Below are 21067 nucleotides of genomic sequence, written 5' to 3'. Positions count from 1 at the left end.
GCCGCGCGCGCGGAGGTCACCGCGCGGCGCTCCGGAGGTCGGCGACGAACTCCGCCCGCGCCGCCTCCCGATCCGGCGCGCGCAACACCGCTGCCGGATGCACGGTGGCCAACGCGACGTCGAAGAGGCCGGCGTACTCGTCGGGCGGCGCCAGCGGTTCACCGCGCCGCCGGGTGATGCGGAACGACGGCCCGTACACCGACTGGGCGGCCGTGGCGCCCAGCAGGAGCAGCAGCCGCGGCCGCACCGCGCGCAGTTCGGCGAGCAGCCACGGCCGGCACGCGACGACCTCCGGGCGCGAAGGCTTCGCGTGGATGCGCCGCTTGCCGCGTTCGGTGAACTTGAAGTGCTTCACGACGTTGGTGACGTACAAGGCTTCGCGCTCGAAGCCGGCTTCGGTGAGCGCCTCGTCGAAGAGCCTGCCCGCGGGGCCGACGAACGGTTTGCCCTGCCGGTCCTCCTGGTCGCCGGGCTGTTCGCCGGCGACCAGGATCTCGGCGTGCCGCGGTCCCTCGCCGAAGACCGTCTGTGTGGCCGCGCGGTGGAGGCCGCATCCCGTGCAGTCCGCGGCCGCCCGGCGCAGGCGGGTGAGGTCGGCGGTGTCCGGCGGTGCGGCGCCGTCCGGGCGGGTCGTCGGCATGGCCACCGGGTACCCGCCCGGAGTCGCCGGCACACGCGGGGTCAGGGCAGCGAAAGCCCCAGGTGGTCCCGCAGCGTCGTTCCCGAGTACTCCGTCCGGAACACCCCGCGGTCCTGCAGCAGGGGCACCACGGTGTCGGCGAACTCGTCGAGCCCGCCCGGCGTCACGTGGGGCACGAGGATGAAGCCGTCGGCGGCGTCGTTCTGCACGAGGTCGTTGATGGCGGTCGCGACGGTCGTCGGGGAGCCGATGAACGTCTGGCGCCCGGTGACCTCGATGATGACCTCCCGCGCGGTGAGGTTCTTGGCCTCCGCGAGCTGGCGCCATTCCTTGGCCGTGGCCAGCGGGTCGCGGTACATCCGCACGCTGGCGCGGCCCTTCGAGATCAGGTCCTCGCCGACGACGGGGTCGAAGTCGGGCAGCGGGCCGTTCGGGTCGTGCTCGGACAGGTCGGTGTTCCACAGCTGTTCGAGGAACTTGATCGCCGTCTGCTCGCTGACCTGCTGCAGCCGCACCTCGTGGGCCTTCTCGTGGGCGTCGGCGTCGGTGTCGCCGAGGACGAAGGTCGCCGCGGGCATGATCACGAGCTGGTCGGGTGTGCGCCCGTACTTCGCGAGGCGGCCCTTCACGTCGCGGTAGAACGGCCGGCCGGTCTCGAGCGTGCCGTAGCGGCTGAAGATGGCGTCGGCCGTGGCGGCGGCGAACTCGCGGCCCTCGTCGGAGTCGCCGGCCTGGATGGTGACCGGGCGGCCCTGCGGCCCGCGCGGCACGGGGAAGCGGCCGTCGATGGTGAAATGCTGGTCGTGGTGGGAGAACGCGCCGGCGTGGGCGTCGGACAGGAAGCGGCCGCTCGCCTTGTCCGCGACGACCTCGTCACCGCGCCAGGAGTCGAACAGCTCCCACGCCGTGCGCAGGAACGTCTCGGCGCGCGAGTACCGCTGGTCCTGCGGCAGGAAGCCGCCGCGGCGGAAGTTCTCGCCGGTGAAGGCGTCCCACGACGTCACGACGTTCCACGCCGCGCGCCCGGCCGAAAGGTGATCCAGCGAGGCGAACTGGCGCGCCACCTCGAACGGCTCGTTGAACGTCGAGTTGATCGTGCCCGCGAGCCCCAGCCGTTCGGTGACCGCGGCGAGCGCCGAGAGCACCGTGAACGTGTCCGGGCGCCCGACGACGTCGAGGTCGTAGATGAGGCCGTTCTGCTCGCGCAGCCGCAGGCCTTCGGCGAGGAAGAAGAAGTCGAACTTGGCGCGCTCGGCCGTCTGCGCGAGCTTCACGAACGAGCTGAACTCGATGTGGCTGCCCGCCTCCGGGTCGCTCCACACGGTGGTGTTGTTGACGCCCGGGAAGTGCGCCGCGAGGTGGATCTGCTTCGGCTCGGTCATCGGGTCCCTCCTCAGGCGGCGTAGCGGTTCGCGGGGCGGGGCAGGCCGAGCAGGCCCCGCAGCGTGGCGGCTTCGTAGTCGTGGCGGAACGCGCCGCGCCCGCGCAGCTCGGGCACGAGGCCGCGCGTGACGGCGGTGAGGTCGTCGGGCAGCGCGCCCGGCCGCAGGCGGAACCCGGTCAGGCCGGCGGCGTGCCAGTCGAGCAGCAGGTCGGCGAGCTCGGCGGGCGTGCCGGTGAACACGCGCGCGTCGGAGGTGTATTCGGCGCCCGCGACGTCGTCGAGGCGCGCCTTGCGATCGGCGGCCGCGCCCGGCTTTTCGTCGAGGAACACCACGAGGTCGGCGAACACGCGCAGCCGCTCGTCCACGGCAGCGCGGATCTTCGTGACGTCCGACCGGTCCTGCGGTGTCACGTACACGAGGTCGGCGGCCTTGCCGGCCAGCCGGTAGGCCCGGTCGTTGTGCGCGAGGGCGGCGACGGGCGGCTGGCCCTGCGGCGGCCGGGGCGTGATCGACGGGCCCTTCACCGAGAACCAGCGGCCCTCGAAGTCGATGTAGTGCAGTTTCTCGCGGTCGACGAACCGGCCGGTGGCGACATCGCGGATCTCCGCGTCGTCCTCCCAGCTGTCCCAGAGCCGGCGCAGCACCTCGACGTAGTCGGCGGCCTCGTCGAACAGGTCCGCCGCGTCGGCCGGTTCGCGCCGGCCGAAGTTGCGGTACTCCTCCTCGTGGCGCGACACCTGCACGCGCACGCCCGCGCGGCCGCCGCTGACGAAGTCGAGCGTCGCGATGGCCTTCGACAGGTGGAACGGCTCCGTGTGGGTGACGACGGCCGTCGGCACCAGCCCGATGCGCGAGGTCAGCGGCGCGACCCGCGACGCGATGAGCACCGCGTCGAGCCGGCCCTGCACGACGTCGGCGCGGTCCTCGAACGGGCCGCGTGCGTCGGTGCGCAGGGACAGGAAGTCTTCGAAGGTGACGAAGTCCAGCTTCGCCGCTTCGGCCTCCTGCACCAGGTCGGTCCAGTACCCGGCCGTGAGCAGCTCGGCCGGCCGTGCCGCCGGCTCCCGCCACGCCGCCGGGTGCCAGCCGGCCCCCTCCAGTGCGACGGCGAGCAAGGGTCCACCTGCCATGTGCGCGTCCTTTCCGCTCGGCCTGCCTTCGCAGTGTGCGCCGGGACGCACGGGTGCGGCAGCCGGAACCAGCCATTGGGAAAGCCCGGGTTTTCCCGCCCGATCGGGAATAACGCGGGGGAGTAGCGTCCACGCGGGAACCCGGCGCGGACGAAGGAGTGGTGATGGCGGGAGAAGGCCTGGTGACGGTCGCGAGCAGCCGAGGAGTGGGCGAGACCGTGGACCGTCTCGTTTCGCTGGCCGAAGGCGCGGGATTGATCGTGTTCGCGCGCATCGACCACGCGGCCAACGCGGTCGCCGCGGGCCTCGAGCTGCGGCCCATGCAGCTGCTCGTGTTCGGCCACGGCCGCGGTGGCACCCCGCTGCTCGCCGACGGCCCCACGAGCGGCCTCGACCTGCCCCTGCGCGCCCTCGCCTGGGAAGACGAGGACGGCGCCACCCACGTCACCTACAACGACGCCGGCTGGCTCGCCGAACGCCACAGCCTGGGCGCCGCCAGCGCCGCCGCGGTGGCGGCACTGGGCAAGGGCCTCGAGACACTGGTGGGCAAGGCGACGGAGTAGGAGTCGCCCGGCTACCGCACGAACTGCGTGGGCTTGGTGCGAAGGCGGTTGAACGGCGGGCAGGGCGCAGCGCTCTGCCCGCCGCCGCATCGGCGGGCCCTTCTCGCCGCGACGGTGCTTCACCGCGCGAGGCGAGTTGGCGCAGCTCAGCGACGACGGGCGCCCGGGGCTGCTGAACGGCGGTCGGCTCGGGCTCGCCGCGAAAGGCAACGGCCGGGCGCTCAGGAGCGACGAGCGCAGCGACCTGGGCGGGCATGGGGCGAAGGCCGTTGAACGGCGAGCAGGACGCCTGGCGCAGATGTGACGGTCTGCCCGCCCTCGTGGCCGCGGGACACTGGGCAGCGCCGGCGCGCTTCGGCAGCGCCCCGAAGCTGCTCCTCAGCTCAACAACGACGAATGCCGCGCAGCCGCGGTCACCGGGCCGACCAGCGTGGGCTGCAGGCGGCGGGCCGCGTCGAGGTGGTCGGCGGTCCAGATCATCTTCACGGCCGTGGCGGTGCCCTGGTGGTCGTCGCCGGAGAGGTCACGGTGGACGGCCGTGAGGAGGCGGGCGTCGGCGGCCGGGTCGCGGGACTTGAGGGGCGGGGGGACGCCGGAGCCGGTGAGGGCGGCGGCGGTGGCTTCGTACCAGCGGGCCAGTTCGTCGCTCGCGGCGAGGACCTCGGTGCGCGCGGCGGTGCGGTCGCCGACGGGGCCGCCGGTTTCGCGGCGCCACAGGTCCAGCACGGCCTCGGCGGTCAGGCGGAGCACGGCGACCGCGGTGATCATCGCCGCGACGTCGGCCAGGGGCACGTGCTTGGGCCCGCGTTCGGTGAGGAAAACGCGGAACGCGTCGTCGAGGCGACGGGCCGCCGCGGCGGCGCGGCGGTTCTCGTCGCCGGGCTCGGTGGTCGGGGCGACCAGCGCGTCGCAGCGGCTCACGCCGTACTCGACGGCGCCGCGCAGGTAGCGGGCGCTTTCGGCGAGGCCGTCGGCGACGGCGCGCCGCAGCTCGGCCGCGGCGCCGCGGGGCCAGAACACGATCCCCACCACGAGGCTGACCGCGCAGCCGAGCGCCACGTCCTCCACCCGCACCAGCCCGATCCGCAGCCCGGCCGGCTGGATGAGGGAGAACAGCAGCAACAGCAAAACCGTGAACCCGGCCTGCCCGGCCGCGAACGAGATCACGGCGGGCGCCAGCCCCGTGAACACCACCGCGATCGGCAGCAGCGCCCAGAACACCGCGGTGTCGTGGCCGAGCAGCAGAATCAGCACACTGCCGACGACGATCCCCGCGACGGTGCCGAGCAAGGCGCGCACCGCGCTCTGCCCGGTGCTCAGCGCGTTGGACCGCAGCACCGCCATCGTGCCGAACGCGACCCAGAACGAGTGCTCCACCCCGGTCAGCTCCGCGATGAGCACGGCCGCCCCGAGCGCGATGCCGCCGCGCAGGCTGTTGTGCAGCGTCACCGAGTTCCACGCGACGTGCGCGCCCGTCCGTTCCTGCACCGACGACAACGCCGACCCCGCGCCGTCCGGCCGTCGCCCGATCAGGTGCTCCCACCAGGTCCGCCGCCGCGCCGCCACGGTCAGCTCGATGTTCTGCGCGATCGCCGAGATCGCAAAGCTCATCTCCTGCGCGCGGAAGCTCGGTTCGAGCGACGTCACGAACTCCGCCGTGTCCGGGTCCGGCAACGCGGACGTCGCGACGGCTTCCATCTCCCCGCGCGCGTCCCGCAGCCGCGCGAGCTCGACCACCAGGTCGTCGGGCGCCGAAGCCACCGCCTTCAGCAGCCCCGCGCCGTGGTCGAGCAGCACGGCGGCGGCCAGCTTGACCTCCGACACCGCCGCCGTCGTGGCGCCGTGGCCCTCGGCGACGGGCATCCGCGCCAGGATCTCCTCGAGCCACACGACCTCGTCGATGAGCCGCACCAGCGTGCGCGTCGAGGTCGTCAGCCCCGTCGGCCGGTAGGGCGTGCCGAAGAACGAGTGCCGCAGCGCGGCGACGGCGGCGCTCGACTCCGCGACGACGTCGTCGACCTGCGCCACCACGTTCGGCAGGAACCCGCAGCGCACGCACTCGACCTCGATCCGCAGCCGCTGCGCCAGCAACGCGCACGCGCGCGCCGTCGCGAGCCGCAGCGGGTTGCGCACCGGCGAGGGCCACAGCACGGCGATCGCGGCCATCGACACGACCCCCGCCATGCCCCAGCCCAGCAGCCGGTCGGGCAGCGTGGCCAGCGAGCCGGGCAGCGTCGCGGGCAGGATGAACGACACGAGCAACGACGTCGTCGCACTCGCGATCACGGAGCTCACGACGGCGGCGAACAGCACCACGAACGCCACCACCACCGTGGCCACCGCCGCGAGCCACACGACCTGCGACACCAGCGTGCCCAGCGAGATCAGCAAGCCGCCGGCGAGCACGAGCGCGCCCTGGGCGAACACCCGGTCGCGGATCGGCCCGCCGAAGTCGACGAACAGCAGCAGCGCCACCGATCCCACCGACGCGAACAGGCCCGTCAGCGCGTTGCCCAGCGCCAGGTTCCCGACCGCGAACAGCGACGGCAGGATGATCGCGGCCCGGCCCGTGCGGCGCAGCGCCGAGAGGTTGTTGTCCCGGCTTCGCAGCCACTCGAGAACCGTCATGGCCCGCCGTGCCTCCCACTGTCGAGGGGGCACCAGGCCCGGACGCGAGCATGGTCGGGCAAAACCGCGTGTGTCAAGAACCCCGGCCGGGCCCGAATCCACTGTGGAACGCCGCCACCCACCGCGCGGACCTGGTTGACTGTCCCCATGCTGCCCTGGGACGCCCCGCTCGCCGGCCGGCTCGACCGCCACACGTTCACCTCGGAGCTGCTGCGGGACAACCCGCTCGGCGACCCGCACGAGCGGCCCCTGTGGGTGTACGTGCCGCCGGGCTACGACGATTCCGACGCGCGCTACCCGGTGATCCACGTGATCCAGGGCTACACCGGCCAGGTCACGATGTGGGCCAACCGCACCGCCTTCCGGCAGCCCTACCTGGAAACGGCCGACGCCGTCTTCGCCGACGGCGCGCCACCCTGCATCGTGGTCTACGTCGACGCCTGGACCTCCTACGGCGGCTCGCAGTTCGTCGACTCGCCCGGCACCGGCCGCTACCACTCGTACCTGTGCGACGAGATCGTGCCGTGGGTCGACGCGCACTACCGGACCATCGCCGCGCGCGAGTCCCGCGCGATCACCGGCAAGTCGTCCGGCGGTTTCGGCGCGATGATCACCCCGATGCTGCGCCCCGACCTGTTCGGCGCGCTCGCCACGCACGCCGGCGACACCCTCTACGAACTGTCGTACGTGCCCGAGTTCGGCAAGGCCGTGCGCGTGCTGCGCGACTACGACCACGACATCTTCCGCTGGTGGGACGACTTCCGCTCCCGCCCGCCGTTCACCAAGCCGGGTGACGAGTCGCTGCTCGTGGCCTTCGGCGTCGCCGCGTGCTTCTCCGCACGCGAGGACGGCACGCCCGAGCTGCCGTTCGACGCGGTGACCGGCGTGCTCCGACCGGACGTCTGGGACCGCTGGCTCGCCTGGGACCCGGTCCGCATGGCGCCGGCCCACGCCGAGACGCTGCGTTCCCTGGACTCGGTCTGGATCGACGCCGGCACCCGCGACGAGTGGTTCCTCGACCTCGGCGCCACGGCGTTCCGCGACGAACTCCTCAAAGCCGGCCTGCCCGAGGACCGCCTGCACTTCGAGCTCTTCGACGCGGGCCACGGCGGCATCGACTACCGCTACCCGCTGGCCCTGAAGTGGCTCGCCGAACGGCTGGCCCGCTAGCGCTCAGTCCAGGTCGACGCGCACCGTCAGCAGGTCGTTGCCCAAGGCCCGCACGCCGAGGCTGTTCAAGCGCGGCAACGACTTCAGCCGGGCCACGGCGTCGTCGTCGGGGAGGACGTGGGCGGTCCCGCGGTGCCAGCGCCCGCGCAGCCGTACGCGGACGCGCGGGTCGGCCTGCAGGTTGCGGACGTACTGCGAGCGGGTGCCGAACTCCGACACCAGCCAGAACTCGCCACCCGTGCGCCGCCCACCGACGGGCGTGCGGCGGGGGAGACCCGACCTGCGGCCCGTGGTCTCCAGCAGCACCTGGCCGGGCAGCCGCGACAGCACCGGATTGCCCGACGCGACGCTGGAACGTCGTCACCAGCCAGTGCCGGCCACTTCCGCGCCGGGCCGCCTCGCGCAGCCGCCACGGGATGACCACCGCGTGGACGGGCGCCGCGATCGCCCACAACGCCCGGGCCGGCGCCCGGTCGAACCGCACGGTGGTGGTCCAGCGCACCCGTGAGCCGACATCGACGGTGTTGCGCACGGTCAGCAGGCTCGACGGCGCTTCGAGCACCACCCGGCCGGGCTCGGAGCTCGCGACCGTCCAGCCGAGCACGCGGCCCGGCCCCGGCCGGGTCCGCAGGCCGAGGCACCGCCAGCCGACGCGCAGGAACGCCCGCAGCGGCGCCGGCGCGTCCTCCCAGGCGGCGCGCGCCCACTGCTCCGCGGTGCGCTCGTCGCCGGCGGGCCGGGCGATGTCCACAGTGGACGTGTAGGCGGAGGTCACGCGGTCCAGGCTAGTACTCCGAAGCCTCCGACGCGTGAGCGTGCTCGGCCGAGGCCGCCGCGTCCGGGCCCCAGCTGGCCAGCAGCCGCAACGCTTCCTGCGACTTCGAACCGGGTTCGGTGTGGTACACCGACAACGCCTGGTCCTGGTCCTCGGGCAGGGTGAACGTCTCGTAGAACAACGTCAGCTCGCCGACGAGCGGGTGCCGCAGCCGCATCGTCGCGTGCGTTTTGCGCTTCACGTCGTGTTCGGCCCACATCGTGCGGAACTCGTCGCTCTTCACCGACAGTTCCCCGACCAGCTCGGTGAGCAGCGGGTCGTTCGGGTGCTGCCCGGCGTCGAGCCGCAGCTGCCCGACGACGTCGGCCGCCTTCGTGCGCCAGTCCGCGTACAGGCTGCGCGCGGCCGGATCCAGGAAGACGATGCGGGCCCAGTTGCGGTCCTCCGGCGCCCGCGCGGCCCAGTCGCCGAACAGCGCCGACGCCGTCTTGTTCCACGCGAGCACGTCGGTGCGCCGGCCCCACACGTACGCGGGCACGCTCTCGATCGCGTCCAGCATCGTCTGCAGCACCGGCCGCACCTGCTGCCGGCGCCGCGGCGCCGGCCGGTTGCGCCGCTGCGGCTTGGCCAGGTCCAGCAGGTGCGCGTGTTCGGTCTCCGACAGGTGCAGCGCGGTGGAGATCGCGGTCAGCACCTCGAGCGAGACGTTGCGGCCGTTGCCCTGCTCCAGCCGCGTGTAGTACGCGACGGAAACCCCGGCCAGCTGGGCGAGCTCCTCGCGCCGCAGCCCCGGCACGCGCCGGCGCCGGCCGTACTCGGGCAGCCCGACGTCGGCCGGCTTCAGCCGGGCGCGCCGCGAGCGCAGGAATTCGCTCAGCTCCGCGCGCGGATCCGGCGCCGGCTCGGTGTTCGGGTGCGTCGCCATGTCCCTCAGTATCGCGCCCGGGCCACGAAACCGCTGCTCCTGAGCCTGTCCCTGCCAGTAGTAGGCACGCCGGACGTACGCGAAACGGGCACCTGGGTAACCCCTCGCGCCCGGCGCACAGTGAACCCGTGCCCGCCGAGTGGCCCGGCACCGGGAAGAGGGATCAGTGAGATGACCGAAACCACCACAGCTTCGCCCGCCACCGCGCGCAGCCGGGACCGGCTCCCGGGGAAGGCCCTGTTCGGGCTGTTCCTCGCCGGGTTCATCGGCATCCTCACCGAGTGCCTGCCGGCCGGCTTGCTGCCCGAGATCAGCCGGACCCTGCACACGAGCGTCGCGGCCACCGGCCAGATCGTCACCGTCTACGCCGCCGCCACCGCGCTCGCCGCGATCCCGCTCTCGCGCCTGACCGCGAAGTGGTCGCGCAAGACCGTGCTGCAGGTCGCGCTGGGCACCGTGGCGATCACCAACGCGCTCACGGCGTTGTCCACCGATTACACCCTCACGATGGTGATCCGGTTCGTCGCCGGTCTCGGCACCGCGCTGGTCTGGACGCAGCTAGCCGGGTACGCAGCGCGCCTGTCGCCGCCGAGCGTGCAGGGGCGTGCGATCGCGATCGCGCTGGCGGGCACGCCGATCTCGCTGGCCCTCGGCGTCCCGGTCGGCACGTGGCTGAGCACCTTCGGCGGCTGGCAGACGGCGTTCTGGGTCTCGGCGGCGCTGAGCGTGCTGAACATGCTGTGGTTCGTCGTGAACCTGGCGAACCTGCCCGGCCAGGCGGGCCACGAACGGTTCACGCTGCGCCAGGTCCTCGCGATGCCGGGGCTGCGCACGATCCTGTTCGCGCTCACCACGTACATGGTGGCGCACAACATCCTCTACACCTACGTGACCGACTTCCTGCGGTTCGCGGGCATGGAGAGCCAGGCCGGGTGGGTGCTGTTCGCCTTCGGGGTCACGTCGGTGCTCAGCGTGGTCGTGGTCGGCGCGCACATCGACCACCACCTGCGCAAGCTGATCGTCGCGAGCACCCTGCTGTTCGGGGTGAGCGTGCTGGTCCTGGCGGTGCTCTCGGGTGTGCCCGCGCTCGTGTACGTCGCCGCGGCGGCGTGGGGGCTGGCGTTCGGCAGCTCGCCCAGCCTGTTCATCGGCGCCGCGATCACCGCGACGGCCGAGGCCGCCGACGTCGCGCAGTCGATCGTGATCTCGTTCTTCTCCGGCTCGATCGCGCTCGGCGGTCTCGCCGGCGGGCTCCTGATCGCGGGCCTGGGCACGGCGTCGATCACGTGGGCTTCGCTGGTGCTGCTGGTCTTCTCGGCGGTCGCGGTGGTCGGCGGACGCAGGCACGCGTTCCCCGGGGGCGCCTGAGCGGCACCCCCGGAGAAACGGCGTCAGCGCGGGAAAACCGTGCCGTCGAACAACTTCCGGGCCGTGCGCACGACCCCGCTGCGGCGAACCCGCGGCGGGGTCTCGTCCACCTCGACCTCGACCTGCAGGTGGCCGGTCGGGTGCTCGACGTCGATGCGCGAGGTGCCGGGCAGCTTCGCCAGCTCGTGGCCGACGGCGCCGTCCAGCAGGAGCGCCGTGGCCACGCTGACGGCCCCGAGCACGCCGATCGACGTGTGCGGTTCGAGCGGGATGAACGTGCGGGTGCAGATCGTGCCGCCGTCCACGGGCGGCGCGACGAGCGTGGTCTTGGGGACCGAGCTGTCGCGCACGTCGCCGAGGCCCATCAGCTCGGCGGCTTGCAGGCGCAGCGACTGGATCCGCTCCCGCAACGCGGTGTCGGCCTTGAGCTGCTCGACCGATTCGTAGCCGGTGAGCCCGAAGTCGGCGGCCCGCGCGACGACCACGGGCATGCCGTTGTCCACACAGGTCACCGGCACACCGTCCACGGTGTCCACGAGGTGCCCGGTCGGGAGCAGGCCGTGGCCCGTCGACCCGGCGGTGTCGGCGAAGTCGAGCACCACCGGCGCCGCGGTGCCGGGCACGCCGGAGATCGCCGTGTCACCGGCGTACTCCACGACCCCACCGGGCGTGGGGAACCGGGCGACGGCGGTGCTGTCGGAGTTGACCATGCGGATCCGCACGGTCGTCTCACCGTCTCCGGCCGGCACGAGGCCGCGTTCCACCGCGAACGGGCCGACGCCCGCGAGCAGGTTCCCGCAGTTCTGCCGGTCGCTCACCGTCGCCTCGGCCACGCCGAGCTGCAGGAACAGGTAGTCGACGTCCGCGTCGGGCGAGGTGCTCGGCGACACCACCGCCACCTTGCTGGTGAGCGGGTGGGCGCCGCCGATGCCGTCGATCTGACGCGGGTCGGGGCTGCCCATGACGCGCAGCAGCAGGTCGTCGCGCTCCGCCGCGTCGGCGGGCAGGTCCTCGGCGCGGAAGTACGCGCCCTTGGACGTGCCGCCACGCATCAGCAGGCAGGGCAGGCCGCTCACGCCTGCTCCTTCGCGTACTCCTCGGCAGTCAGGTAGCGCACGCCGAGCGACTCGAGCTTCTCGCGCAGGTTGTAGCGGTCGAGCCCGAGCTCGCCGCCGGCCAGCGCGGCCCGGGTCGCTTCCTCCTTGGCCAGCCGGGCCTTCGAGGCGGTGATGCCCCGGTCGATGTCGCGCTGCGGCACGCACAGCACACCGTCGTCGTCGGCCAGGATCACGTCGCCCGGGCGGATCGTCTGCCCGCCGACGGTCACCGGCACGTTCACCGAACCGGCCGTCGCCTTCACGGTGCCCTGGGCGCTGATCGCCCGCGACCACACCGGGAAGCCCATCTCCTTCAGCTCCGCGACATCACGCACGCCCGCGTCGATCACGAGCCCACGCACGCCGCGCGACACGAGCGAGGTGGCCAGCAGCTCGCCGAACATCCCGTCCGTGGACGGGGAAGTGGTGGTGACCACGAGGATGTCGCCCGGCCGGCACTGCTCCACGGCCGCGTGGATCATCATGTTGTCGCCGGGCCAGCACAGTGCCGTCACGGCCGAGCCGCCGATGCGCGAGCCGCGGTGCAGCGGCCGGTGCTCGGTGCCCAGGTAGCCCGTGCGCCCCAGTGCTTCGTGCACCGTGGCGACGCCGAAGCCGGCCAGCTCGTCGATCTTCTCGCCGGGCGCCCGGGGGACGTCGGTCACGACCACTGTGTTCATTCAGCCTGCTCCATCGCTCAGTTGTCGGTCTCGCGCAGCGCGGTGATCACGCTGCGCAGGTGCGCCCGGGCCGCTTGTTCGGCGGCGTCCGGGTCGCGGCGGGCGATCGCCTCGATGATCGCCAGGTGCTCGGGCAGCGACACGTGCGGCCGGCCCGCGCGCATGGCGAGCCGGAACTGGTGGCGGACGATCTGGCCGTGGAGCCGCTCCAGCAGCTCCGCCGCCACGGACTGCCCCGCGATCTCGCGCACTGTGCGGTGCAGCTCGCGGTTGAGCTCCGAGTACTTCATCGACTCGCCCTCGTCGACGGCGGCCCGGAGCCGCCCCGCCAGCTCGCGCAGCGAGCCGATCTCGTCGTCGGTCACCTTCTCCGCCGCCTTGGCCGCGCACAGGCCCTCGAGCACCATGCGGCACTCGGTGATGGCCACGGCCTCCTCGATCGACACCACCCGCACCCGGGCCCCGCGGTGCGGGATGCGCTCCACCAGGCCTTCCGCGGTCAGGTCGATCAAGGCCGCGCGCATGCTCGCGCGCGTGACGCCGAAGGTCTCGGCCAGCTCGGCCTCCACCAGCCGCTGCCCCGGGACGACATCGCCTGCCAGCAGGGCGGCCCGCAGCGCGTCGAGCGCCGCGTGCTTGCCGGCCTCCCCTTCCTTCGGCGTGGTGGTCATCCCGGCTCCTCTCCTCGATGGTGACGCTAAGCATCCCATACGAGATTGTCAACAATTTCGTAGACGACTCTTGTGACGATCCGGGTCGGCGAGTTACGTTCCCCGGGACCACCCCGGCCGCGATGACGCGCCCGGCACGACAGGAGATGATCTCGACGATGACCGGACCGGCCACGTCACCGCCCGCTGCCCGAGGGGCGAAGACCTCGACCCGCAACGCCGTGATCGGCGCTTCCTTCGGCTTTTTCGTCGACATGTTCGACGTCTACCTGCCGGTGGTGGCGCTCACGCCTGCGATGAACTACTTCCTCCCGCCCGCGGTGTCCCCGGGCAGCCGGGCCGTGATCACGTCGCTGATCTTCGTGGCCACCCTCATCGGCCGGCCGCTCGGTTCGCTCATCTTCGGCCGCCTGGCCGACAAGGTGGGGCGCCGCCGCGTGACGCTGTGGTCGATCACCGGCTGTGGCATCTGCACGCTGCTGATCGCGCTGCTGCCCGGCTACCACGCCGTGGGCCTGCTCGGCGTCGTGCTGATGGTGGTGCTGCGCCTGATCGACGGCGTGTTCCTCGGCGGCGAGTACACCGGCGCCACGCCGCTGGCGATGGAGGCGGTGCCCACCGGCAAGCGCGGCTGGTACGGCGGCCTCGTGGGCATGGGCTTCCCGATCTCGTACTGCGCGATCTCGCTGGTGACGTTCATCATGCTGCGGATCACGCCCTCGGGCGGCCCCGACTCGGCCTACTCGCAGTGGGGCTGGCGCGTGCCGTTCCTCGTGGGTGCGGCGCTGTGCGCGGTGTTCTGCGTGTACTTCTCGCGCACGGTCGAGGAGTCCGAGACGTGGAAGTCGGCGAAGAAGTCGCGCACGCCGATCCGCGACGTGCTCGTGGGTTCCTCGCGCAAGCAGTTCCTCCAGGTCTTCGTGATCATGAGCGGCATCTGGTTCGCGTCCAACCTGGCCTCCGGCCTGTTGCCGAGCGCGCTGCAGTACCAGGCGCACGTGTCGGCGACGCAGGTGACGGCCGCGCTGGTGATCGTGCAGGCCATCCACTCCGTGCTGTTCCCGTTCCTGGGGGCGCTGTCGGAGAAGATCGGCCGCCGCAAGTTCCTCGCGTGGTCCGGCATCGGCATCGGCGTGGTGTGCGCCGGCGCGTTCGCGACGATCAGCCTCGGCTGGTACTCGGGTTTCGGCGCGGTGCTGCTGCTCACGTTCGTGATCCGGATTTCGGGCGGCAGCACGTTCGCCGTCACGCCGTCGTACCTGTGTGAGCGGTTCCCGCCCGCGGTGCGCGGCAGCGGGTTCGGCCTCGGCTACAGCATGCCGCTGATCCTGACCTCGTTCTACGCCTACTACCAGGGCTGGCTGGAGCACATCATGCCGTCGGGCTTCACGGCCGCGGCACTGCTGGTGCTCGGTGGCGCGCTCGTGTTCGTCGGCTCGCTGATCGGCCCGGAGACCAAGGACGTCGACCTCGGCGTCGCGGTCGCGGGGCGGCCGCAGGTGAAGCCGGTGACCGCATGACGACCATCGCCCTGCTGGGCCTCGGCGAGGTGGGTTCCGTGCTGGCGGAAGACCTCACGGGGGTGGAGCTCACCGCGTGGGACGTGGCGCTGGCGGACCCGGCGAGCGCGGCCGCGCGCAACGCCGGACGGTTCGGGCTGGCGTCCGCGGCGGACGCGCACGACGCCGTACGCGACGCCGATCTGGTGATCAGCGCCGTGACCGCGGCCAACGACCTCACGGCGGCCAGGTCGATCGCCGACGGGCTGCCCGCGGGCTGCTGGTTCCTCGACCTCAACTCCGCGGCACCCGGCCAGAAGCAGGCCTCGGCCGAGGTGATCGAGCAGGCCGGCGGCCGCTACGTCGAGGCGGCCGTGATGTCGCCGATCAACCCCAAGCGGCTCGCGGCCCCGATGCTGCTCGGCGGCCCGCACGCGGCCGAGTTCGCGGAGTTCGCGCGTCCGCTCGGCTTCAGCGGGCTGGAGGTCTACGCCGACGTGGTCGGCCGGGCCGCGGCCACCAAACTGTGCCGCTCCGTGGTGATCAAGGGTGTCGAGGCCCTGCTCACCGAGTCGCTGCTCGCCGCGCGCGAGTGGGGCGTGGAGGGGCGCGTGCTCGGGTCGCTGTCGAACCTGCTGCCCGGCGACGACTGGGAAAGCCTCGCCGCGTACATGATCTCCCGCTCCCTGGAGCACGGTGTCCGCCGGGCCGAAGAGCTGCGGGAGGCCGCGGTGACCGTGGCCGAGACGGGTGTCGAGCCCGTGATGGCGGAGGCGATCGCGCGCCGCCAGGACTGGGCGGCGGCCCACCGGCCCGCGGACCTCGGCGAGCTGGAGGCGCGGCTGCTGCCGCTGCTCGACGCGGTCCGCACGCGAATGTCCGAAGAAGACCCGAAAGGCGGCACCGAGTGATCATCGACTGTCACGGCCACTACACGACCGTGCCCGCGGCCCACACGAGCTGGCGGGACGCGCAGCGCGCCGCGTACGACGCGGGCACCGCCGCCCCGGCCTACCCGGCGATCGGCGACGACGAGCTGCGCGAATCCGTGCAGGGTCAGCTGGCGCTGATGGCCGACCGCGGCGTCGACCTCACCGTGTTCTCGCCGCGCGCTTCGGCGATGGGTCACCACATCGGTGACGAGGCCGTGAGCACCGAGTGGGCGCGAGTCAACAACGACCTCGTGCACCGCGTCACGCAGCTGTACCCGGACAAGTTCATCGGCGTCTGCCAGCTGCCGCAGTCGCCCGGCGTGCCGGTGGAGCACTCGGTCGCCGAGCTGCGCCGCTGCGTGGAGGAGCTCGGGTTCGTCGGCTGCAACCTCAACCCCGACCCGAGCGGCGGGCACTGGACCACGCCGCCGCTCACGGACAAGAGCTGGTACCCGTTCTACGAGGCCATGGTGGAGCTCGACGTGCCGGCCATGGTGCACGTGTCTGCCTCGGACAACCCCAGCTTCCACGCCACGGGCGCGCATTACCTCAACGCCGACACCACGGCGTTCATGCAGTTCCTGCAGTCGGACCTGTTCACCGACTTCCCGGGCCTGCGCTTCGTGATCCCGCACGGCGGCGGAGCGGTGCCGTACCACTGGGGCCGCTACCGCGGGCTCGCCGACATGCTCGGCCGCCCGGAGCCCGACGAAGGCGTCATGCCCAACGTCTTCTTCGACACCTGCGTGTACCACCAGCCGGGCATCAACCTGCTGTTCGACGTGATCAACGTGGACAACGTGCTGTTCGGCTCGGAGATGGTCGGCGCCGTGCGGGGCATCGACTCGCGCACCGGGCACCACTTCGACGACACCCGCCGCTACGTCGACGCGCTCGGACTGTCCGAAGAGGACAAGACGAAGGTGTACGAGGGCAACGTGCGCCGCGTCTACCCGCGCCTGGACCAGACCCTGAAGGCGAGGGGGGTGTGAGCGCGTTCACGGCCGACCCCGGCTGGCTCTCCTACGACCCGGACCCCTCGAAGCCGGTCTTCGTGCTGCCGCCCGGCACCGTCGACGTGCACACGCACGTGTTCGGCCCGGGCGAGGTGTTCCCGTACGCCCCGGAACGCAAGTACACGCCGACCGACGCGGGCAAGGAGCAGCTGTTCGCGCTGCGCGACTTCCTGGGCATCGAGCGCCAGGTGATCGTGCAGGCGACCTGCCACGGCGCCGACAACAGTGCGCTGGTCGACGCGCTCGACGCCGCGGGCGAGCGTGCGCGGGGCATCGCGACGATCCGCGGCACCGAGTCCGACGAGGAGCTCGCCCGGCTGCACGCGGCCGGCGTGCGCGGCATCCGGCTGAACTTCGTGCGCCGGCTCGTGGACCCGAAGCCCGACGCGTACTACCACGACCTGGTCGCACGGATCGCGCCGCTGGGCTGGCACATCGTGATCTACTTCGAGGCCGCTGACCTCGCCGAGAAGTGGGATCTGTTCACCTCGCTGCCGACCACGGTGCTGGTGGACCACATGGGCCGCCCGGACGTGACGAAACCCGTCGACGGCCCGGAGTTCGGCCGGTTCCGCACGCTGCTGCGCGAGCACCCGAACTTCCACGTGAAGGTCACCGGCCCGGAACGCCTCACGGTGGCCGGGCCGCCGTACGACGACGTGGTGCCCTTCGGCCGCGCGCTCGTGGAGGAATTCCCGGACCGCGTCCTGTGGGGCACGGACTGGCCGCACCCCAACATGAAGAGCCACATGCCCGACGACGGCACGCTGGTCGACTTCGTGCCCCGCATCGCGCCGAGCGCCGAAGCGCGGCAGAAACTGTTGGTGGACAACCCGATGCGGCTCTACTGGGCCGGCTGAGACCGGGCCGGGTCGTCCGAAGTGGGCGGCCCGGCTCAGCCCAGCCGTTCGGCGGCACGCGGGGGAGCGGTGTCGCTGTCGCCGGGTGAGATCGTCATCGGCCAGACCTCCTGCACCGGGTCCTTCGCCGAGGCGACCCGGGCGAGCACGATCTCGCCGAGCCGCCGCCCGTAGGCCTCCAAGGACACCGCGAACGTCGTCAGCGACGGCACGAGGTAGTCGCACACCGGGTTCTTGCGGAACCCCACCACGGCCAGGTCCGCGCCCGGCCGCACACCGGCTTCGGCGAAGCGCCGGTAGAGCCCGAGCGCGAGCGTCTCCTGCGCCAGCATCACGGCCGTCGGTGCCGGCGCCATCGCCAGCAGGCGTTCCGCGAGCAGCCCACCGCCCTCGGGCGTGTCGGGCAGGCGGATCTCGGCGGCCGGCTCGAGCCCGTGCGCGGCCAGCGCCTGCCGGCAGCCGCGGGTGTACTCCCAGGTGCTGTTGACCTCTCCGTCGTCGTAGGCCAGGGCGATCCGGGTGTGTCCGGCGGCCACGAGCCGCTCCACCGTCTCCGCCGCGACACCCTCGAAGTCCAGGTCGAGCCACGCGTGGCCCTCGGGCCCGCCGCGGCCGAGGGCCACGAACGGCACGCCGCGCTCGGTCAGCAGCTCCACCCGCCGGTCGACGCGGTGGGTGTTGGAGATGACGTAGGCGTCCGCGATGTGCCGGTCGACGGCGTTGACCAGGAACCGGTAGGGATCCTTGGCCGGCCCGACCGGCAGCAGCACCAGGTCCATCGAGCGTTTCGCGAGCTCCTGCTGCAGGCCGTCGCAGACGCTGAAGTAGAACGTCTCGCCCATCGCGGTGCGCGCGGTGTTGGTCTGCATCACGAGCGCGACGGTGCCGGTCGCGCCGCGGCGCAGTGTGCGGCCGGACTGGTTCGGCTGGTAGCCGAGGCGCTCCGCGGCCGAGCGGACGCGCTCGCGCGTGGCGTCGCTGACCTCGCCGCGCGCGTTCATCGCGCGCGACACGGTGCTGATCGACATGCCGAGCTCGGCCGCCAGCTCCCGGATCCCGACCCGGCCCATGCGTCCCCCATCCCTTCAGGTTGTCGCTCACAGTATCGCGGGTGGATCACCCACTGGCGCCCCGGAAACGTTTCCGGTAACGTTTCCGGTGGACGCGCCGAGGCGTCCGGTTGCCCGTGGGCGGAGGATCCATGCTCGAGTCACGTGTGGTGCGGAAGCTGTCGCTGAGACTGCTGCCCGTGCTGATCATCGGCTACTTCCTGGCGATCATCGACCGCGCGAACCTGGGGGTCGCGGCGCTCACGATGAACGCCGACCTGGGGATCGGCGCGGCGGCGTTCGGGTTCGCCGCGAGCGTGTTCTTCGTGCCGTACGTGCTGCTCGAGGTGCCCTCGAACCTCGCGATGGCCCGGTTCGGGGCGCGCTGGTGGATCGCGCGCATCCTCGTGACCTGGGGGATCATCTCCGCCGCCCACGCGCTGGTGTGGGACGTGCCGAGCCTCTACGTCGCACGCGCGCTGCTCGGCGCGGCCGAGGCCGGCTTCTTCCCGGGCGTGATCTTCTACCTGACGCTGTGGTTCCCCGCCGCGCACCGCGGCCGCATCATGGCGACGTTCACCGCCGGCATCCCGGTGGCGCTGATCATCGGCACCCCGCTGTCGGGCCTGATCCTCAACCTCGAAGGCTGGCTCGGCCTGCACGGCTGGCAGTGGGTGTACCTGATCGAGGGCGTGCCCGCCGTGCTGATGGGGATCCTGATGCCGTGGCTGCTGCCGAAGAGCCCGGACAAGGCGAAGTTCCTCGACGAGGAGGAACGCGCGTGGCTCACCGCCACGCTGGCGCGCGAGGCCGCGGAAAAGGAAGCGCTCGGCGGGAGCGGCAGCACCCGGCGCAAGGTGCTGAAAACGCTGCTGAGCCCGAAGGTGCTGATGTTCGCCGTGGCGTACTACGGCCTGACGAACCTCAACGGCGCAGTGTCCACGTTCCTGCCGCAGATCCTCAAGCCGTTCGGGCTGGGGAACACCGCGACCACGTTCGTCGCCGCGATCCCGTACGTGTTCGGGCTCCTCGGCATGCTGGTGCTCGGGCGCCTGGCCGACCGGCCGGGGCTGCGGGCGACGAGCCTCTACGTCGCGCTCGGCGTGTCGCTGGTCGGGCTGGTCGCGTCGGCGCTGTTCGACGCGCCGGTGGTGAAGCTCGTGGCGCTGTGCGTGGCGGCGTTCGGCGTGTTCGGGGTGCTGCCGACGTTCTGGGGCCTGCCGACGGCGATCCTCACCGGGGCGGCGGCCGCGGGTGGCATCGCGCTGATCAATGCGCTCGGCAACCTCTCCAGCGTCGTGAACCCGGCGGTGATCGGGGCGATCGACGCGAAGACCGGCAGCTTCGACGGCGGCCTGTTGTGGCTCGCGGCGATGTCGGTGGTCGCGATCCTGGCGGTCACGGTGATCCTGCTCGTCTGGCGGCCCGAGCGGCGGGCGCTGGTTTCCGTGTCCGGCCCGAAGCAGGAGGTCTGACGTGCGCATCGCCGAAGTGCGGCTGCGGCGGCTGAAGGGTGTGCTGCCGACCGACGGGGACCTGTGGGAGGACCGGCTGGTCCGTCCGCTCGACGTCTACCCCGAGTACCGCACCCGCGACGACCACGAAGGCGGGGTGCAGCGGCCCGGCGGGTTCGAGATCACCACGTACTTCGTGGAGATCGAGACCGACGAGGGCCTGATCGGGCGCGCCGGCCCCGTCCCGGAGACCGTGGCGTGGCTGGTGGCGCACGAGCTGCGGCCGCTGCTGCTCGGCCGCGACCCGATCGCGGGCGAGAAGCTGTGGGACCAGCTGCACCGCGCGCAGGTGCACGGACGCGGCGGCCAGCCGATGCTCGCGATCAGCGCGGTGGACAACGCGTTGTGGGACCTGCGCGGCAAGTGGCTCGGGCAGCCGGTGTACCGCCTGCTCGGCGGGCCGACGCGCGACGAGGTGCCGGCGTACGCGTCGATGCTCGGCTTCTCGGTGCAGGATCCGGACCGCGTGCGCGAGCGGGCGGTGGAGTTCCGCGACCGCGGGTACCGGGCGCAGAAGTGGTTCTTCCGCCACGGCCCGGCGAGCGGGTACGAGGGGCTGCGCGCGAACGTCGCGCTCGTGCGGACGCTGCGCGAGGCCGTCGGCGAGGACTACGACCTGATGTTCGACTGCTGGCAGTCGATGGATGTCACCTACGTGACGGAGCTGGCTTCGCGGATCGCCGAGTTCCGGCCGCGGTGGCTCGAGGAAGCCGTGATGCCGGACCGGATCGACGGGTACGCCCTGCTGCGGCAGCGGCTGCCGATCCCGCTCGCGGGGGCGGAGCACGAGTACACGCGCTGGGGTTTCCGGCGGTTCGTGGACGCGGGCGCGCTGGACGTGCTGCAGCCGGATCTGTACTGGTGCGGCGGGCTTTCCGAGGCGTTGAAGATCGCGGCCTACGGCACCGCCCACGACCTCCAGGTGATTCCGCACGGCCACTCGGCCACGGCGACGCTGCACTTCTCGCTGACGCAGTCGCCGGCCCACACGCCGTACCAGGAGGATCTGGTGAAGTGGAACCAGGTGCACCAGCTGTTCCTGGCTTCGCCGGTGAACGCGGCCGGCGGCGTGCTGTCCCCGTCGGACGCGCCGGGGCTGGGCATGGAGCTGGATCTGGGCCGCGCCGACGCCGACGACGTCGTTTTCGCTTGAGCTATCGGGAAA

Annotated in this window: 20 protein-coding genes; 10 read left to right on the top strand and 10 right to left on the bottom strand. The window is 72.3% G+C overall.

Translation table 11 applies throughout. The annotated features are described in order from the left end of the window. Nucleotides 1–16 precede the first annotated feature (16 nt). Genes ACFY1H_RS10130 through ACFY1H_RS10120 form a run of 3 tightly spaced genes read right to left on the bottom strand, consistent with a single transcriptional unit; the run spans nucleotide 17 to nucleotide 3155 of the window. Nucleotides 17–640: a UdgX family uracil-DNA binding protein gene (locus tag ACFY1H_RS10130; protein WP_386945874.1), complete on the bottom strand. Its 624-nt coding sequence runs from the start codon at nucleotides 638–640 to the stop codon at nucleotides 17–19. A 41-nt stretch (nucleotides 641–681) separates the two neighbouring features. Continuing rightward, nucleotides 682–2022 carry an NtaA/DmoA family FMN-dependent monooxygenase gene (locus ACFY1H_RS10125; RefSeq protein ID WP_366587046.1) on the bottom strand — a complete coding sequence of 447 codons (1341 nt, stop codon included), beginning with the start codon at nucleotides 2020–2022 and terminating at the stop codon, nucleotides 682–684. Nucleotides 2023–2033: 11 nt separating this feature from the next. Further along, on the bottom strand, nucleotides 2034–3155 hold the full coding sequence (locus ACFY1H_RS10120; protein ID WP_386945871.1) for an LLM class flavin-dependent oxidoreductase: 1122 nt from the start codon (nucleotides 3153–3155) through the stop codon (nucleotides 2034–2036). 164 nt (nucleotides 3156–3319) lie between these two features. Here ACFY1H_RS10120 and ACFY1H_RS10115 point away from each other — a divergent pair, with 164 nt between their 5' ends. Then, nucleotides 3320–3718, top strand: coding sequence for a DUF302 domain-containing protein (locus ACFY1H_RS10115; protein WP_366587041.1), 399 nt, complete (start codon nucleotides 3320–3322; stop codon nucleotides 3716–3718). A gap of 378 nt (nucleotides 3719–4096) precedes the next feature. On the opposite strand, the gene ACFY1H_RS10110 is transcribed toward ACFY1H_RS10115, so the two are convergent. Further along, complete coding sequence (locus tag ACFY1H_RS10110; RefSeq protein WP_386945869.1) at nucleotides 4097–6346, bottom strand: FUSC family protein; 2250 nt, start codon at nucleotides 6344–6346, stop codon at nucleotides 4097–4099. A 147-nt stretch (nucleotides 6347–6493) separates the two neighbouring features. On the opposite strand from ACFY1H_RS10110, the gene ACFY1H_RS10105 reads away from it, so the two are divergent. Continuing rightward, nucleotides 6494–7516 (top strand): alpha/beta hydrolase-fold protein, encoded by a 1023-nt coding sequence (locus ACFY1H_RS10105; protein WP_366587036.1) that lies wholly within the window; start codon nucleotides 6494–6496, stop codon nucleotides 7514–7516. A gap of 3 nt (nucleotides 7517–7519) precedes the next feature. Here ACFY1H_RS10105 and ACFY1H_RS10100 read toward each other — a convergent pair whose 3' ends face one another. Continuing rightward, the gene (locus ACFY1H_RS10100; protein ID WP_386945867.1) at nucleotides 7520–7846 is read right to left on the bottom strand and encodes a nitroreductase/quinone reductase family protein; all 327 of its coding nucleotides are present in this window, start codon (nucleotides 7844–7846) and stop codon (nucleotides 7520–7522) included. Nucleotides 7847–7932: 86 nt separating this feature from the next. Here ACFY1H_RS10100 and ACFY1H_RS10095 point away from each other — a divergent pair, with 86 nt between their 5' ends. Next, nucleotides 7933–8280 (top strand): hypothetical protein, encoded by a 348-nt coding sequence (locus ACFY1H_RS10095; protein WP_386945865.1) that lies wholly within the window; start codon nucleotides 7933–7935, stop codon nucleotides 8278–8280. 21 nt (nucleotides 8281–8301) lie between these two features. Here the strand turns inward: ACFY1H_RS10095 and ACFY1H_RS10090 are convergent, their stop codons facing one another. Further along, nucleotides 8302–9216 carry a helix-turn-helix domain-containing protein gene (locus ACFY1H_RS10090; RefSeq protein ID WP_386945863.1) on the bottom strand — a complete coding sequence of 305 codons (915 nt, stop codon included), beginning with the start codon at nucleotides 9214–9216 and terminating at the stop codon, nucleotides 8302–8304. Between the two features lie 171 nt (nucleotides 9217–9387). Between ACFY1H_RS10090 and ACFY1H_RS10085 the strand changes: the two genes are divergently transcribed. Further along, nucleotides 9388–10584 (top strand): MFS transporter, encoded by a 1197-nt coding sequence (locus ACFY1H_RS10085; protein WP_366587029.1) that lies wholly within the window; start codon nucleotides 9388–9390, stop codon nucleotides 10582–10584. 23 nt (nucleotides 10585–10607) lie between these two features. Here ACFY1H_RS10085 and ACFY1H_RS10080 read toward each other — a convergent pair whose 3' ends face one another. The 3 genes from ACFY1H_RS10080 to ACFY1H_RS10070 are packed head-to-tail and all read right to left on the bottom strand — an operon-like array spanning nucleotide 10608 to nucleotide 13032. Further along, the gene (locus ACFY1H_RS10080; protein WP_386945861.1) at nucleotides 10608–11660 is read right to left on the bottom strand and encodes a 4-oxalomesaconate tautomerase; all 1053 of its coding nucleotides are present in this window, start codon (nucleotides 11658–11660) and stop codon (nucleotides 10608–10610) included. After that, nucleotides 11657–12361, bottom strand: coding sequence for a 4-carboxy-4-hydroxy-2-oxoadipate aldolase/oxaloacetate decarboxylase (locus ACFY1H_RS10075; protein ID WP_366587025.1), 705 nt, complete (start codon nucleotides 12359–12361; stop codon nucleotides 11657–11659). Before ACFY1H_RS10075 ends, ACFY1H_RS10080 begins: the two co-directional genes overlap by 4 nt. A 17-nt stretch (nucleotides 12362–12378) precedes the next feature. Further along, on the bottom strand, nucleotides 12379–13032 hold the full coding sequence (locus tag ACFY1H_RS10070; protein ID WP_386945859.1) for a GntR family transcriptional regulator: 654 nt from the start codon (nucleotides 13030–13032) through the stop codon (nucleotides 12379–12381). 158 nt (nucleotides 13033–13190) lie between these two features. On the opposite strand from ACFY1H_RS10070, the gene ACFY1H_RS10065 reads away from it, so the two are divergent. The 4 genes from ACFY1H_RS10065 to ACFY1H_RS10050 are packed head-to-tail and all read left to right on the top strand — an operon-like array spanning nucleotide 13191 to nucleotide 17339. Then, entirely contained in the window at nucleotides 13191–14552 is a 1362-nt protein-coding gene (locus ACFY1H_RS10065; RefSeq protein WP_366587020.1) for an MFS transporter, read from the top strand. Beyond that, a complete protein-coding gene (locus ACFY1H_RS10060) occupies nucleotides 14549–15442 on the top strand; it encodes a DUF1932 domain-containing protein (RefSeq protein ID WP_386945857.1) in 894 nt (297 codons plus the stop codon). Before ACFY1H_RS10065 ends, ACFY1H_RS10060 begins: the two co-directional genes overlap by 4 nt. After that, entirely contained in the window at nucleotides 15439–16455 is a 1017-nt protein-coding gene (locus tag ACFY1H_RS10055) for an amidohydrolase family protein (protein WP_386945855.1), read from the top strand. Before ACFY1H_RS10060 ends, ACFY1H_RS10055 begins: the two co-directional genes overlap by 4 nt. Next, nucleotides 16452–17339, top strand: coding sequence for an amidohydrolase family protein (locus ACFY1H_RS10050; protein WP_386945853.1), 888 nt, complete (start codon nucleotides 16452–16454; stop codon nucleotides 17337–17339). The genes ACFY1H_RS10055 and ACFY1H_RS10050 overlap by 4 nt, the downstream gene beginning before the upstream one ends. 35 nt (nucleotides 17340–17374) lie before the next feature. Here ACFY1H_RS10050 and ACFY1H_RS10045 read toward each other — a convergent pair whose 3' ends face one another. Continuing rightward, complete coding sequence (locus ACFY1H_RS10045; protein ID WP_386945852.1) at nucleotides 17375–18409, bottom strand: LacI family DNA-binding transcriptional regulator; 1035 nt, start codon at nucleotides 18407–18409, stop codon at nucleotides 17375–17377. Nucleotides 18410–18540: 131 nt separating this feature from the next. Here ACFY1H_RS10045 and ACFY1H_RS10040 point away from each other — a divergent pair, with 131 nt between their 5' ends. Together ACFY1H_RS10040 and ACFY1H_RS10035 are read left to right on the top strand one after the other, a co-directional pair. After that, nucleotides 18541–19863 (top strand): MFS transporter, encoded by a 1323-nt coding sequence (locus tag ACFY1H_RS10040; protein ID WP_366587007.1) that lies wholly within the window; start codon nucleotides 18541–18543, stop codon nucleotides 19861–19863. Between the two features lies 1 nt (nucleotide 19864). Beyond that, nucleotides 19865–21055, top strand: coding sequence for an enolase C-terminal domain-like protein (locus tag ACFY1H_RS10035; RefSeq protein WP_386945850.1), 1191 nt, complete (start codon nucleotides 19865–19867; stop codon nucleotides 21053–21055). Nucleotides 21056–21067: the final 12 nt, after the last annotated feature.

The organism is Amycolatopsis sp. NPDC001319, from assembly GCF_042896185.1.
Classification (GTDB): Bacteria; Actinomycetota; Actinomycetes; order Mycobacteriales; family Pseudonocardiaceae; genus Amycolatopsis.
The sequence above is the reverse complement of the archived record's forward strand: the minus strand, read 5'-3'. Positions and strand labels throughout refer to the sequence as shown.